Source organism: Citrobacter sp. Cs237 (assembly GCF_030332325.1).
In the GTDB taxonomy this organism is placed as follows: Bacteria; Pseudomonadota; Gammaproteobacteria; order Enterobacterales; family Enterobacteriaceae; genus Citrobacter_A; species Citrobacter_A sedlakii.
The window spans coordinates 293,042-306,733 of record NZ_JAOWIB010000093.1; the positions used below are offsets into that span (position 1 = coordinate 293,042).

Below are 13,692 nucleotides of genomic sequence, written 5' to 3' on the forward strand. Positions count from 1 at the left end.
GACTAACCATATCAACGCTGGTACTACTCCCGCAGACATGACCCTTTTAGCGCTCGGCATTAACCATAAAACGGCACCTGTATCGCTGCGAGAACGTGTAACGTTTTCGCCGGACACGCTCGATCAGGCGCTGGACAGCCTGCTCGCGCAGCCTATGGTGCAGGGTGGGGTGGTGCTGTCGACCTGTAACCGTACAGAGCTGTATCTCAGCGTTGAAGAGCAGGACAATTTGCAGGAGGCGCTGATTCGCTGGTTATGCGACTACCATAGCCTTAACGAAGACGATCTGCGCAGCAGCCTCTACTGGCATCAGGATAACGCCGCCGTTAGCCACCTGATGCGCGTCGCCAGCGGGCTCGACTCGCTGGTACTCGGCGAACCGCAAATCCTCGGCCAGGTGAAAAAAGCCTTTGCCGATTCGCAGAAAGGCCACCTCAACGCCAGCGCGCTGGAACGCATGTTCCAGAAATCCTTCTCCGTCGCGAAACGCGTGCGCACTGAAACCGACATCGGCGCCAGCGCGGTATCCGTCGCCTTCGCCGCCTGTACGTTGGCGCGCCAGATCTTCGAATCACTGTCTACTGTCACCGTGCTGCTGGTCGGCGCAGGAGAAACCATCGAGCTGGTGGCGCGTCATCTGCGCGAACACAAGGTGCAGAAGATGATCATCGCTAACCGTACTCGCGAACGGGCGCAGGTGCTGGCCGATGAAGTCGGCGCCGAGGTCATCGCGCTGAGCGACATCGACGCGCGTTTGCAGGAGGCGGACATTATTATCAGTTCCACCGCCAGCCCGCTGCCGATCATTGGCAAAGGGATGGTGGAGCGCGCGCTGAAAAGCCGCCGCAACCAGCCGATGCTGCTGGTGGATATCGCTGTCCCGCGCGATGTCGAGCCGGAAGTCGGCAAGCTGGCGAATGCCTATCTCTACAGCGTTGACGATCTGCAAAGCATCATTTCGCATAACCTGGCGCAGCGTAAAGCCGCGGCCGTGGAAGCCGAAACCATCGTGGCGCAGGAAACCAGCGAATTTATGGCCTGGCTGCGCGCGCAAGGCGCCAGCGAGACCATCCGCGAATACCGCAGCCAGTCTGAACAGGTGCGCGACGAGCTGACCGCCAAAGCGCTGGCTGCGCTGGAGCAGGGCGGCGATGCCCAGGCGATTATGCAGGATCTGGCCTGGAAGCTGACCAACCGCTTGATCCACGCCCCAACCAAATCTCTACAGCAGGCTGCCCGTGACGGGGACGACGAACGCCTGAATATTCTGCGCGACAGCCTCGGGCTGGAGTAGCAGCACACCCCTCTTTTTTTACAAGGTGCATTTACGCCTATGAAGCCTTCTATCGTTGCCAAACTGGAAGCCCTGCATGAACGCCATGAGGAAGTTCAGGCGTTGCTGGGTGATGCGGGAACCATCGCAGACCAGGAACGTTTTCGCGCGCTGTCGCGTGAGTATGCACAATTAAGCGATGTTTCTCGCTGTTTTACGGACTGGCAACAGGTTCAGGAAGATATCGAAACGGCACAGATGATGCTCGACGATCCTGAAATGCGTGAAATGGCGCAGGAAGAACTGCGCGAAGCAAAAGACAAAAGTGAACAACTGGAACAGCAGCTCCAGCTTTTGCTGCTGCCCAAAGATCCGGACGACGAGCGCAACGCGTTCCTCGAAGTGCGCGCCGGCACCGGCGGCGACGAAGCGGCGCTGTTTGCCGGCGATCTGTTCCGCATGTACAGCCGCTACGCCGAAACCCGTCGCTGGCGGGTAGAGATCATGAGCATGAGCGAAGGCGAACACGGCGGTTATAAAGAGATCATCGCCAAAATCAGCGGCGACGGGGTCTATGGGCGACTGAAGTTTGAGTCCGGCGGTCATCGCGTCCAGCGCGTACCGGCAACGGAGTCACAAGGACGTATCCATACCTCCGCCTGCACCGTCGCGGTGATGCCGGAACTGCCGGAAGCAGAACTACCGGATATTAACCCGGCCGATCTGCGCATTGATACCTTCCGCTCCTCGGGCGCGGGCGGTCAGCACGTTAACACCACCGACTCGGCGATCCGTATTACTCACCTGCCGACCGGCATTGTGGTGGAGTGCCAGGACGAACGTTCGCAGCACAAAAACAAAGCGAAAGCGCTCTCTGTGCTCGGCGCGCGTATTCGCGCGGCGGAAGTGGCGAAGCGCCAGCAGGAAGAGGCCTCCACCCGCCGAAACCTGTTAGGCAGCGGCGATCGCAGCGACCGTAACCGTACCTACAATTTTCCACAGGGGCGGGTCACCGACCACCGTATCAACCTGACGCTGTATCGCCTGGACGAAGCGATGGAAGGCAAGCTGGATATGCTGATCGAGCCCATCGTGCAGGAATACCAGGCTGACCAACTGGCGGCGCTGTCCGAGCAGGAATAATGAATTTTCAACACTGGTTGCGTGAAGCCATAAGCCAGCTACAGGAAAGCGATTCGCCACGTCGTGACGCCGAGATCCTGCTTGAATATGTCACCGGCAAGGGGCGCACCTGGATTCTGGCGTTTGGCGAAACGGAATTAACCGACGCCCAGCGCCAGCAACTGGCTGCGCTGCTGGCGCGCCGTCGCCGTGGCGAACCGATCGCCCATCTGATCGGCGAACGGGAATTCTGGTCGCTGCCGCTGTTTGTCTCGCCAGCTACTCTGATCCCGCGCCCGGATACCGAATGTCTGGTTGAACAGGCTCTGGCGCGTCTGCCTGCTGCGTCATGCCGGATCCTGGATCTGGGCACCGGTACCGGGGCGATTGCGCTGGCGCTGGCTTCCGAGCGCCCTGACTGCGACGTCACGGCGGTGGACCGGATGCCGGAGGCCGTTGCACTGGCGCAGCGAAATGCCACCCGACACGCCATCACAAACGTCAGAATCCTGCAAAGCGACTGGTTCAGCGCCTTAGCCGGGAACCAGTTTGAGATGATTGTCAGCAACCCGCCGTACATCGATGAGCAGGATCCGCATCTTTCGCAGGGCGACGTTCGCTTTGAGCCGCTGACGGCGCTGGTCGCGGGCGATCACGGGATGGCGGACATCAAGCACATCATCGAACGTGCGCGCGCCGTTCTGATGCCGGAGGGCATGTTGCTACTGGAACACGGCTGGCAGCAGGGGACCGCGGTGCGCGACGCTTTTGTCCGCGCGGGCTATCACGACGTGGAGACCTGCCGGGACTACGGCGATAACGAGCGGGTGACGCTGGGACGCTGGCGGCCGTGAGTAGCTTTACGCTTTTGCTTACCCTCCACTTGCTGAGCATCGCCCTCTCAGTCAGCCTGTTTGTGCTGCGTTTCTGGTGGCGGGAAAGCCATTCTCCGCAGGCTGATGCCCGCTGGACGCGAGTTGTACCGCCCGTTGTTGATACGTTCCTGTTACTCAGCGGTATCGGCTTAATCGCTAAAACGCACATCCTGCCATTCACCGAACAGTGCTCATGGCTGACTGAGAAGCTGTTTGGCGTTATCATTTACATCGTTTTGGGTTTTATCGCGCTTGATTACCGTCGGGCGCGCAGTCGGCAGACGCGGTGGATCGCGTTTCCGCTGGCGTTGGTGGCGCTGTACATCATCGTTAAACTCGCCACCACAAAAATATCGTTACTGGGGTAAGTCATGAGATCGTTAGCTGATTTCGAATTTAATAAAGCGCCACTGTGCGACGGAATGATTCTGGCGTCGGAAGCTATCCGCCTGGATTTTCCCTCACAAACTGTCTACGACGAGCTGGAACGTCTGGTCAGCCTGGCGCAAGAAGAAATTAGCCAGCTCCTGTCTCAGGATGAGCAACTGGAAAAATTGCTGGCACTTTTTTACGGCGAATGGGGCTTTACTGACAGCCGCGGCGTCTACCGTTTGTCCGATGCATTATGGCTTGACCAGGTCCTGAAAAACCGTCAGGGCAGCGCGGTGTCGCTGGGCGCGATCTTACTGTGGGTCGCCAACCGCCTGTCATTACCGCTGGTGCCGGTCATTTTCCCGACGCAGCTTATTTTGCGCATTGAGTCGCTGGAAGGGGAAATGTGGCTGATTAATCCCTTCAACGGCGAAACGCTGAATGAGCATACGCTGGAAGTCTGGCTGAAAGGCAATATCAGTCCGGTCGCGGAACTGTTTAACGAAGATCTGGACGAAGCCGATAACGCGGAAGTCATTCGCAAGCTGCTCGACACGCTGAAATCCTCTCTGATGGAAGAACAGCAGATGGAACTGGCGCTGCGGACCAGTGAAGCGTTGCTGCAATTTAATCCGGAAGATCCGTATGAAATACGCGACCGGGGATTAATCTATGCGCAACTGGAATGTGAACACGTGGCGTTGACCGATTTAAGCTATTTCGTTGAACAGTGTCCGGAAGACCCGATCAGCGAAATGATTCGTGCGCAGATTAATAACATCTCGCACAAGCAAATTGTTCTGCATTAATTTATCGACACTCTTACTCACCATTAAGGCGATCCTATGAAACAAAAAGTGGTTAACATTGGCGACATCAAGGTAGCGAACGATCTGCCGTTCGTGCTGTTTGGCGGCATGAACGTGCTGGAATCCCGCGATCTGGCGATGCGCATTTGTGAGCACTACGTAACCGTGACCCAGAAGCTGGGTATCCCTTACGTGTTCAAAGCCTCTTTTGATAAAGCCAACCGTTCCTCTATCCACTCTTACCGTGGTCCAGGCCTGGAAGAAGGGATGAAAATTTTCCAGGAACTGAAGCAGACCTTTGGCGTAAAAGTGATCACCGACGTTCACGAAGCGAGCCAGGCGCAGCCTGTTGCTGATGTGGTGGATGTCATTCAGCTGCCGGCGTTCCTCGCCCGTCAGACCGATCTGGTGGAAGCGATGGCGAAAACCGGCGCGGTGATTAACGTGAAAAAACCGCAGTTTGTTAGCCCGGGCCAGATGGGAAATATCGTGGATAAGTTCCACGAAGGCGGTAACGATAACGTTATTCTTTGCGATCGCGGCGCTAACTTCGGCTATGACAACCTGGTCGTGGATATGCTGGGCTTCAGCGTGATGAAAAAAGTGTCCGGTAACAGCCCGGTGATTTTTGACGTGACGCACGCGCTGCAGTGCCGCGACCCGTTTGGCGCGGCAAGCGGCGGTCGTCGCGGTCAGGTGACCGAACTGGCGCGTGCCGGTATGGCAGTGGGTCTGGCCGGTCTGTTTATTGAAGCGCATCCGGATCCGGACAACGCTAAATGTGACGGTCCGTCCGCGCTGCCGCTGGCGAAGCTGGAACAGTTCCTGGTGCAGATGAAGGCGATTGACTCCCTGGTGAAAAGTTTCGACGAACTGGATACCGAGAGCTGAGTTTCGCTGAGAGAAAACCGCAAGCGCAATGCCGTTCCGCTGACGTGAACGGCATTGCGGTATTCAGTACGGGCGCCGTCAGAAGGCTATCGCCACGTTGAGCTGGCCCGCGACGCCATCATCGCTGTGCGTATCGGCGGTGAGATAATCCACCCGAGTGCCGACGGTGATAGTGTTAAAGGTCGCGCTCAGTTGCAGGCCCGCTTTATAAAGCGCTTTGCTGCCGAAGGCCGAGGTTTGATCGACGCCCAGCCCATAGAGCGTGGCATGACTGCTCGTCGATTTATCATTCAGCATCCGCTCATAGCCCAGCGCAATGCCCGGTTTCAGCGTCCAGTTTCCCACCTGCTGCGGCAATATCCCGATCCCTAAGTCAGCCGTCAGGCTGGTTTGCGTCTGGTTCACCCCATCCACGTCGAGCGCCGCTTCACTGCCGCGTTCACGAAAGCCGTCGAGGGTTAAATGCGTCACCTGCACGCCGATGGCCGGGTCGAGAGTCAGCGTTGAAACGGTACTGAACCAGCCGAGAGAGGCTCGTCCGCTGTAGAACTGGCCGTGGGTATCGCCCGATGCGGCGCCCAGCCCGCCGCCGAGACGGCGGTCGCTCTGGTAGTCGATATACCCGGCGCTGCCCTGCAGACCGACCCAGGGGCCGCTGTCCAGCGAGGAGAGCGCGTAGCGTGCGCCGAGTCCCAGCGTCGGGGTATGGGTTTTCACCTTGCCGCCTGCCGAAGAGATACTGCCGTCGCCATAGCCAATCGAGGCGTTTGCCGCGCTGCGCGCGTTGAAGCGATGAGTGACGCCGACCAGCGTTCCCCAGCTGTGTTCGCTGCTGGAGCTGGCTTCACTGCTCGCATCCGTTCCCAGATAGGTCGCCAGCCCCTGCAACCAGACCTGAGACTCTTCGTCCTGAAGGCCGCGGGCGGAAATCACCGGGGCGAGCGCATCGTACAGGCGTGACGGCTGGCGCAGCAGATAGCTGCTGGCGTCGGCGAAAACCTGTCCGCCAATCTGTTTTTCAACCCCGCCGAGGGAGCCTTGATCGATAGCGCTTTGCAGATAGTAGTTATATGCCGTGTCACGTCCCGACAGCGGGGAGTCCTGCAGGGCGTTCAGCAGCGACGCCCCCTGCGCGGCGTTGCCGCTGAAGCCGGATTCGCCGGGCAGCGTCTGATAGCGCACCATTTTGCCGCGCAGTACATAGATCGTCGCCTGATCGAGGCCGAGGCCCGTTTTCAGATAGTTGTCCATCGACCCGTAGCTGGCGATAACGCTATCCAGCCCGGCCTGCAGCCAGCTGGCGCGAACGCCCATCAGCGCGCCGTAAGTATCGCGCATGGATGTCGGCATCGTGGCAAGCGTCGCACTGATACGATCGGCGGTGTAGTCGTTGGTCGCCAGATAGTTTGCCATGATATCCCTGTCGCTGACGCCCGCGATGGTTTGCAGCACGGCGCTGACCCAGCCGGTACGATCTTTGCCCGCGGTGCAGTGGAACAGGGCGGCGTCATCTGCGGCGGCAAGCTCGCGGAAAACCTTGCCCAGTCCCTGACGGGCGTAGTCGCTGGTAACGAAGCTGCGCTCGCCGTCCTGCATCATTTTGTCGATGTCGCTGACGTTCATATTGTTGAGATCGATGACGAAGGCGCCGTTATTACCGATTAAATCGACGGCGACATAACGGCTGCCCGCCGGCAGTGTGTCGGCCTGAGCGGTGATTTCTGCCGGGGAGCGCAAATCAACGACCGTGGTGACCTGCAGATCTTCCAGTGCCGCCAAATCGTTTCCTGTCGGCGTCAGGGCGTTTGAGCGATAGAATACACCCGCGCGCATCACGCCGTTATGGGCGGTGGTATAGGCGGTGGTTAGCCCGGCGATATCGCGGAAGTTGTCGATACCGCTTAGACGTGGGGTATTGAGTAAAAGATCTGCAGCCTGCGCGTTGACGCAGGTGAAAAGAACAAGTGCTGTAAGCGGGCTCAGGGATGCTTTCATGACCAAACTCCTTGTCTGTTAACGTTAACAGGCGCGGAGTATAGGGAGCATGCGTGAACAATTTGTGACGGTTCGGCAATTTAACTGCGAAAATAGATTAATGATTACAGTCGGTTAATGGGTGATACAGCAGTCGTTAACCCTCAGGCCAGGCGATGTCGCGAAACATCGGCCCGGCCGTCGCTGGGCCGTCAGGCGAAAATCGTCATCAGATAGGCGGCAAACAGCGCCAGGTGCGCCGCGCCGTTCAGCACATTCGTCCTTCCCGTTGAGAACGAAATTTGGCACAGCAGCAAAGAGGCCACCATCACCACCATTTGCGGAGCGCCTAAGCCGAACAGCAGCTCGTTACCTGTTGCCCACGCAATCAGCGTCACGACGGGTACCGTCAGTGAAATGGTCGCCAGCACCGAGCCGAAGAACAGGTTCATCGCCCGCTGTACCTGATTATTCAGCACCGCTTTCAGCGCGCCAAGCCCTTCCGGGGAGAGGATCAGAAGCGCCACGAGGAAGCCGGTAAACGCCACCGGGGCATTCATTTCCGTCAGCAAGGTTTCCAGCGGATTCGCGTTCATTTTAGTCACGGCGATCACGGCAACCAGATGTACAATCAGCCACGCCGCATGCCATATGTTGCTGTGTGCGGAGGGTTTACCATGGTGCGGATCGTCGTCATCGCCTTCGTCTTCATGCTCATAGACAAACAAGCTCTGGTGCGTCTTGGTCTGAATCAGCAGGAATACGCCGTACATCGCCGCGGAAATCAGGGCCACGAGCAGCGCCTGACTGGTGGAGAAGTTGGCGCCGGACAACGTCATGGGAAAGACCAGCACAATAATGGCCAGCGGAAACAGAGCAATCAGATACTGCTTGATGCCATAGAGATTCATATACTGCGTGGCGAATTTACGTCCGCCGAGCAGCAGAGAAAAACCGACCAGGCCGCCGGTGACGATCATAATGATGGAATAAAGCGTATCGCGCATCAGCGTTGGCGCAGCGTCGCCGGTGGCCATTAATGCCGATATCAGGCTGACTTCAAGAATAACTACCGACAGGCTTAAGATAAGCGAGCCGTAAGGCTCACCGAGGCGGTGGGCTAATACATCGGCGTGACGAACCACGCTAAACGCGCTACTCAAAATCCCAATCAGGGCAAGAATATTAATACCGATCACCGCTGGTAGTGACTGGCTGCTCCCCCACAGGAACAGCACTACCAGCGCCAGAACCGGGAAAATAAGCGATGTCTCCTTGTGGCGGGTTTTCACCGCCTCCTGTGCATGTGTCATTCATACTCTCCATTAAAGTGATGCAGGCAAACTGTCGTTATAAATGTAATAAAGATGATAAAAAATAACAGAAAACGTAAGGTTGTAGGGGCATTTTTACGAAATTTTACCCCAACTCTCCGTTTTAATTGTGAAACGATAAAAAGAAGCGCTTTTGTTTATAGAATAATTCAATAACAGTGAGTTAGATAAAGTGTTTTAGCAAAACATCCACCTGGGTGGCGAAATAAAGGGGCGTTGACCACACTTAAGGTTTAGCCGAAAGAGGAGGCAACCATGCCGTATAAATCGAAAAAAGATTTGCCGGAAAGCGTACAGAATGTGTTACCCGCTCATGCTCAGGATATTTATAAAGAGGCTTTTAACAGCGCCTGGGATCAGTACAAAGACAAGGCGGATCGGCGGGATGACGCCAGCCGCGAAGAGACAGCGCACAAGGTCGCGTGGGCGGCGGTCAAAAATGATTATGAAAAGGGCGATGATGATAAATGGCATAAAAAATCATAAGCGCTTCAAATGTAAGGTTTAACAAAATGACCGTGTTCAGTCGCTTCGCGAATCGTGCTGCCTGACCCTGTCGCCGCCTTGCAAGCGGCCCGCGAATTGCATATTGTCCTGCTGTTGGTTTCAAAATGAGCAGTTAAAAGGCCCGGAAGGCGTCAAAAGTTGTCGCAGGGAAGTAGGCAGTGGCGGAGGTGTAAGGTGTTAACGCGTGATTTCTTGATGAATGCCGATTGCAAAACGGCATTTGGCGCTATTGAAGAATCACTCTTATGGTCGGCAGAGCAACGTGCGGCGTCCCTTGCGGCGACGCTGGCCTGCCGACCGGACGACGGACCGGTGTGGATCTTCGGGTATGGATCATTGATGTGGAACCCGGCGTTGGAGTTCGATGAGTCGTGTACCGGTACGCTGGTGGGCTGGCACCGGGCCTTTTGCCTGAAGCTGACCGCCGGACGCGGGACTGCCTGCCAGCCTGGACGGATGCTTGCACTGAAAGAGGGCGGACGCACCACTGGCGTGGCCTATCGCCTGTCGGATATCTCGCTTGAACAAGAATTGACTCTGCTATGGAAGCGCGAAATGATCACCGGCTGTTACCTGCCAACCTGGTGTCAGCTGGCGCTGGACGATGGTCGCACGGTGAACGCGCTGGTGTTTATTATGGATCCGCGTCATCCGTTGTATGAGTCGGACACTCGCGCGCAGGTGGTTGCGCCGTTGATCGCCAAAGCCAGCGGTCCGCTTGGCACCAATGCGCAGTATCTGTTTTCGCTGGAACTAGAGCTGAAGAAGCTGGGCATGCAGGATGATTGTCTGAACGATCTGGTGGCGAACGTGCGGGGGCTGTTAGAGGAAACGCTGCCCGAAGGGGTAATGCGTCCCGGCTTCGCGTAGCGCCAGGTTATTTTGCCCGGTCAGCGTCAGCGCGGCCGGGCTTATAATTATCAGGCTGCGATATAGCTGATGGAATGTTCCAGCGACTGGCTGTGACTGTCGATGAGTACATTCCAGACGCCGGTGTAAGGGACGGTCAACCACGCGTTATCACGATCCTGCACGCTTAAAATGTCGGTCTGCGTGTCTTTTACGTGTTTTTTCTCGCTCATCAGGTGGATGTGACAACGCTCCGAGCAGCGCACCACTACGGTATCTCCACCAAATAACTTCAGACTTGCTTTCACTAATGCCATTTTTCACCCCGTTATTGAAAACAACCCACTTCCTCGCGGAAGTATTGCGTGATGTTGTTCACATTTCACTCAGTGCATAACACCAAAGAGTGAGTCGGGGAATGCTGATTTTGATCAAAAAATGGCATAACGATTAAACAAAAATGACAAAATCGGGCGAAAAAGCGTGATCGGGCGCACTTACTTTTGCGGGAAATGCGCCACGGGAAGATTAAATTCGGCAATTCCCGGTCGTTACAGCAAGCCGGGCTGCGCAACCGTCAGAAGGTGAGTACTTTATCGGCAGCCAGCGTCCACTGCGCCAGCTCCACCAGCGTGCCGACTTCCACGCCGTCGATCAGCGGCAGAGCGGTGATCCCGCGCCCGTCGGCGCAGGTTTTGCACAGCTTCACCGGTACGTTCTGGGCGGTGAGGATCTCAATCATCTGCTGAATATTATACCCTTCCGCCGGTTTCTGGCCGCGCAGTCCTGCCGTGACGGCATCTGACATCAAAAACAGTCGGAGGTCGAGTTCGGGCGACTGTTCACGTAACGCAATGGCGAGACGCAGGCTGTTAAACAGGGACTCACTTCCGTAGGCCGCACCGTTGGCGACGATCGCTATCTTTTGCATTTTAACTCCTGTTGTCTGAAGGGGCATGGATATTGCTTACTCCTGAATAAATCTGTTATCCGGGAGAGCTGACATGATGACAAACGTGGAAACGCCAGGGGCGACGCAATGGTTCCGCTACGCGCGCCAGCTTGAAAACACGCAGCTTCGGCAACTGGCGCAGTCCGGAAAACTGGTCTCGCGCATCAGCCATCTGGTGCATATGCTACAGTGCGAACGCGGGGCTTCCAACATTTGGTTATGCTCTCAAGGCACGCTGTATGTGGCAGAAATCCGTGCCAGCCGGGCGCTGGTGGATGAGGAGCACCGGCGGTTGCAGCACCTGCTACAGGACTATTTGCCGACAGCCAACAGCGCGCTGTGTCATCGCATTGCCAGCGCGGTATGGTGTCTTGAGCAATTACCGGCGCTGCGCGATAGCGTCAGCGGACGCAATCAGCCCGCGCTACAGGCGATGGAACAGTACAGCCGACTGTTACGCCATTTACTGAGTATCGTGCCGGAGCTTAACGACAGTATCGATCATCCGCACGTCGCCGGAGGTTTAGTCGCCCTGTACAGCTTTATGCAGGGAAAAGAGCTGGTTGGCCAGGAGCGGGCGCTGGGGGCGATAGGCTTCACCCACGGTGAATTTAGCCCGCAGATGCGTCAGGAGCTGGTTGATCGCATCGATGGTCAGCAGCTCTGCTTTGATACCTTTCTTTCACTGGCGTCCCCGGCGGTGGTGCATCAATTCCGCCAGTATGGCGAGGCGGAAGGGGCGGTCGAACAACTGCGACGCCATGCCTGTACCCGCCAGCCTGACGCCGACAACGGCACAAGCGCGTTACGCTGGTTTACCCTTCAGACTCAGCGCCTCGAGCAGTTGCGCGCTATCGAAGAAATGCTGATTGCTGAGTTGATGAACGCGGTAGAGCGTCGACTGAACCAGCAAGAGTGCGCACTGCCGCTGGAAAGCTGGCTCAACGACGCCGCCGCGGATACCTTCTCGCTGCGGCGCGATAAACAGTTACTGCTGGTGGTGCGCCAGCAGGCGCGACAGCTGGAGCAGCTCAGTGGGCAGTTGGCTTCGCTACAGGACTCGCTGGAAGAGCGCAAGGTGATTGATAAAGCGAAAAGCGTGTTAATGAATCACCAGCAGCTCAGCGAAGAACAGGCCTGGCAAACGCTGCGCAAAATGGCGATGGATAAAAACCAGCGAATGGTGGATATCGCCCGCGCAGTGCTTACCGTGAAATCGCTGATGCAAAGCGCGCGCTAAGACACGCTGCACGGTGAATGGGCAAACGTTGCCTGTTTGCGGTGCAGCGCGGCGACACACTACACCGTTTGTCCGCCAGACAGGCCTCTGCAAAGTTGGCATCTGAATTGCAAATCGTATTACAGACATTTTAGCGACGGACCAACGGCGGTCTGTTCGTTTTGAGGATAAAGGCGTCCTGCAATGCGTTGGCATTGCCGGGCGCTTTTTTTTTGCCATGGGGAGCGGATATGGAGAACAACACGGTTTCGTTAACGCGCAGGCGACTGCTTCAGGCCAGCGCTGTGCTGGGCGCAACCTGCCTGCTGCCGGGGGCGATGTCAGCGGTCTGGGCGGCAGGGTCGGACAAGCCCGAGCAGGCGACAGTGAGAGTGGGATTTATTCCGCTGACTGACTGCGCGCCGGTGATTATCGCCGCCCTGAAGGGCTTTGATAAAAAGTACGGTATTACCCTCGTACCCACCAAAGAAGCCAGCTGGGCAGCTGTGCGCGACAAGTTGGTTTCCGGCGAACTGGACGCCGCCCACGTGCTGTATGGCCTGCTGTATGGGCTTGAACTGGGAATAGCCGGCAAAGCGCAGCCGATGGCGAACCTGATGACGCTGAATCAGAACGGTCAGGCGATCACGCTTTCTGCGGAATTACAGGCGCAGGGCGTCACCGATGCGGCGGCGCTGAAAAAGAGGATCGCCGCGCAGGCGCCCGGTACGTTTACCTTTGCGCATACCTTCCCGACAGGCACCCACGCCATGTGGCTGTACTACTGGCTTGCCAGCGCGGAGATTAATCCGTTTACCGATGTCCGGACTGTGGTTGTTCCACCGCCGCAAATGGTGATGAACATGCGCATTGGAAACATGAGCGGTTTTTGCGTCGGCGAACCGTGGAACGCACGGGCGATTAACGATCGGATCGGGTTTACCGCCGCCACCTCGCAGGCGATCTGGCCCGATCATCCGGAAAAAGTGCTTGGCGCGCGCCGCGCATGGGTGCAACAGAACCCACATACCGCGCGGGCGCTGGTCTGCGCGGTGCTGGAGGCTTCGCGCTGGATTGACGCGTCGGAAGGGAATAAACGCGAAACGGCGCAGATCCTCTCTCGTCGGGCGTGGCTGAATACCAAAGAACAGTATCTGACCGGGCGCATGCTGGGGGAATACGACAACGGCGCAGGGCGTCGTTGGCAGGATCCGCATCCGATGCGTTTCTTCCGGGAGGGTGAAGTGAGCTTTCCCTGGCACTCCGACGGCATGTGGTTTCTGACCCAATTCCGTCGCTGGGGATTGCTGAAGGATGCGCCCGACTACGCCGCCATTGCCGCGCGGGTCAACCGTACCGACATCTGGCGTGACGCCGCCACCGCCATTGGCGGCGGCATAACCGCGCCTTCTGGCCTGTTGCGCAGCAGCACGCTGCTGGACGGTTCCGTCTGGGACGGGCGCGAGCCGGAAACCTACGCCACCCGTTTCTCGCTTAACCGTATGGGAGTCTGAT

At 57.3% G+C, this 13,692-nt stretch carries 14 protein-coding genes; 10 read left to right on the top strand and 4 right to left on the bottom strand.

All coding sequences use genetic code 11. The annotated features are described in order from the left end of the window. Positions 1–37: 37 nt before the first annotated feature. The 6 genes from hemA to kdsA are packed head-to-tail and all read left to right on the top strand — an operon-like array spanning position 38 to position 5,342. Positions 38–1,294: a glutamyl-tRNA reductase gene (hemA, locus tag OGY07_RS05840; RefSeq protein WP_286599253.1), complete on the top strand. Its 1,257-nt coding sequence runs from the start codon at positions 38–40 to the stop codon at positions 1,292–1,294. 39 nt (positions 1,295–1,333) lie between these two features. Then, positions 1,334–2,416 carry a peptide chain release factor 1 gene (prfA, locus tag OGY07_RS05845; RefSeq protein WP_042283633.1) on the top strand — a complete coding sequence of 361 codons (1,083 nt, stop codon included), beginning with the start codon at positions 1,334–1,336 and terminating at the stop codon, positions 2,414–2,416. Next, positions 2,416–3,249 carry a peptide chain release factor N(5)-glutamine methyltransferase gene (gene prmC / locus OGY07_RS05850; protein WP_205612101.1) on the top strand — a complete coding sequence of 278 codons (834 nt, stop codon included), beginning with the start codon at positions 2,416–2,418 and terminating at the stop codon, positions 3,247–3,249. The genes prfA and prmC overlap by 1 nt, the downstream gene beginning before the upstream one ends. Beyond that, complete coding sequence (gene sirB2, locus OGY07_RS05855) at positions 3,246–3,638, top strand: invasion regulator SirB2 (protein WP_286599261.1); 393 nt, start codon at positions 3,246–3,248, stop codon at positions 3,636–3,638. Before prmC ends, sirB2 begins: the two co-directional genes overlap by 4 nt. A 3-nt stretch (positions 3,639–3,641) precedes the next feature. Beyond that, positions 3,642–4,451 carry an invasion regulator SirB1 gene (gene sirB1 / locus OGY07_RS05860; RefSeq protein WP_042283626.1) on the top strand — a complete coding sequence of 270 codons (810 nt, stop codon included), beginning with the start codon at positions 3,642–3,644 and terminating at the stop codon, positions 4,449–4,451. Between the two features lie 36 nt (positions 4,452–4,487). After that, on the top strand, positions 4,488–5,342 hold the full coding sequence (gene kdsA, locus OGY07_RS05865; protein WP_060571320.1) for a 3-deoxy-8-phosphooctulonate synthase: 855 nt from the start codon (positions 4,488–4,490) through the stop codon (positions 5,340–5,342). A 78-nt stretch (positions 5,343–5,420) separates the two neighbouring features. Here the strand turns inward: kdsA and OGY07_RS05870 are convergent, their stop codons facing one another. Together OGY07_RS05870 and chaA are read right to left on the bottom strand one after the other, a co-directional pair. Further along, positions 5,421–7,337: a tyrosine-protein phosphatase gene (locus tag OGY07_RS05870; RefSeq protein ID WP_286599265.1), complete on the bottom strand. Its 1,917-nt coding sequence runs from the start codon at positions 7,335–7,337 to the stop codon at positions 5,421–5,423. A gap of 191 nt (positions 7,338–7,528) precedes the next feature. Next, positions 7,529–8,629 (bottom strand): sodium-potassium/proton antiporter ChaA, encoded by a 1,101-nt coding sequence (chaA, locus tag OGY07_RS05875; protein ID WP_286599267.1) that lies wholly within the window; start codon positions 8,627–8,629, stop codon positions 7,529–7,531. A 276-nt stretch (positions 8,630–8,905) separates the two neighbouring features. Here chaA and chaB point away from each other — a divergent pair, with 276 nt between their 5' ends. Then, positions 8,906–9,136 carry a putative cation transport regulator ChaB gene (gene chaB, locus OGY07_RS05880; protein ID WP_060571318.1) on the top strand — a complete coding sequence of 77 codons (231 nt, stop codon included), beginning with the start codon at positions 8,906–8,908 and terminating at the stop codon, positions 9,134–9,136. A 195-nt stretch (positions 9,137–9,331) separates the two neighbouring features. Next, complete coding sequence (locus tag OGY07_RS05885; protein WP_042283609.1) at positions 9,332–10,027, top strand: gamma-glutamylcyclotransferase; 696 nt, start codon at positions 9,332–9,334, stop codon at positions 10,025–10,027. A gap of 50 nt (positions 10,028–10,077) precedes the next feature. On the opposite strand, the gene OGY07_RS05890 is transcribed toward OGY07_RS05885, so the two are convergent. After that, the gene (locus OGY07_RS05890; protein ID WP_042283606.1) at positions 10,078–10,323 is read right to left on the bottom strand and encodes a DUF1883 domain-containing protein; all 246 of its coding nucleotides are present in this window, start codon (positions 10,321–10,323) and stop codon (positions 10,078–10,080) included. 260 nt (positions 10,324–10,583) lie between these two features. Further along, positions 10,584–10,937, bottom strand: a complete 354-nt coding sequence (locus OGY07_RS05895; protein ID WP_200033380.1) for a DsrE/DsrF/TusD sulfur relay family protein — start codon at positions 10,935–10,937, stop codon at positions 10,584–10,586. 73 nt (positions 10,938–11,010) lie between these two features. On the opposite strand from OGY07_RS05895, the gene nasR reads away from it, so the two are divergent. Together nasR and OGY07_RS05905 are read left to right on the top strand one after the other, a co-directional pair. After that, on the top strand, positions 11,011–12,198 hold the full coding sequence (gene nasR, locus OGY07_RS05900) for a nitrate regulatory protein NasR (RefSeq protein WP_120714936.1): 1,188 nt from the start codon (positions 11,011–11,013) through the stop codon (positions 12,196–12,198). A 230-nt stretch (positions 12,199–12,428) separates the two neighbouring features. Then, positions 12,429–13,691, top strand: coding sequence for a CmpA/NrtA family ABC transporter substrate-binding protein (locus OGY07_RS05905; RefSeq protein WP_286599273.1), 1,263 nt, complete (start codon positions 12,429–12,431; stop codon positions 13,689–13,691). Position 13,692: the final 1 nt, after the last annotated feature.

Coding starts and splice junctions, on each gene's coding strand:
- prmC (WP_205612101.1), top strand. CDS start 2,416: ATGAATTTTCAACACTGGTTGCGTGAAGCCATAAGCCAGCTACAGGAA.
- OGY07_RS05905 (WP_286599273.1), top strand. CDS start 12,429: ATGGAGAACAACACGGTTTCGTTAACGCGCAGGCGACTGCTTCAGGCC.
- kdsA (WP_060571320.1), top strand. CDS start 4,488: ATGAAACAAAAAGTGGTTAACATTGGCGACATCAAGGTAGCGAACGAT.
- hemA (WP_286599253.1), top strand. CDS start 38: ATGACCCTTTTAGCGCTCGGCATTAACCATAAAACGGCACCTGTATCG.
- OGY07_RS05890 (WP_042283606.1), bottom strand. CDS start 10,323: ATGGCATTAGTGAAAGCAAGTCTGAAGTTATTTGGTGGAGATACCGTA.
- OGY07_RS05870 (WP_286599265.1), bottom strand. CDS start 7,337: ATGAAAGCATCCCTGAGCCCGCTTACAGCACTTGTTCTTTTCACCTGC.
- prfA (WP_042283633.1), top strand. CDS start 1,334: ATGAAGCCTTCTATCGTTGCCAAACTGGAAGCCCTGCATGAACGCCAT.
- chaB (WP_060571318.1), top strand. CDS start 8,906: ATGCCGTATAAATCGAAAAAAGATTTGCCGGAAAGCGTACAGAATGTG.
- chaA (WP_286599267.1), bottom strand. CDS start 8,629: ATGACACATGCACAGGAGGCGGTGAAAACCCGCCACAAGGAGACATCG.
- nasR (WP_120714936.1), top strand. CDS start 11,011: ATGATGACAAACGTGGAAACGCCAGGGGCGACGCAATGGTTCCGCTAC.
- sirB1 (WP_042283626.1), top strand. CDS start 3,642: ATGAGATCGTTAGCTGATTTCGAATTTAATAAAGCGCCACTGTGCGAC.
- OGY07_RS05895 (WP_200033380.1), bottom strand. CDS start 10,937: ATGCAAAAGATAGCGATCGTCGCCAACGGTGCGGCCTACGGAAGTGAG.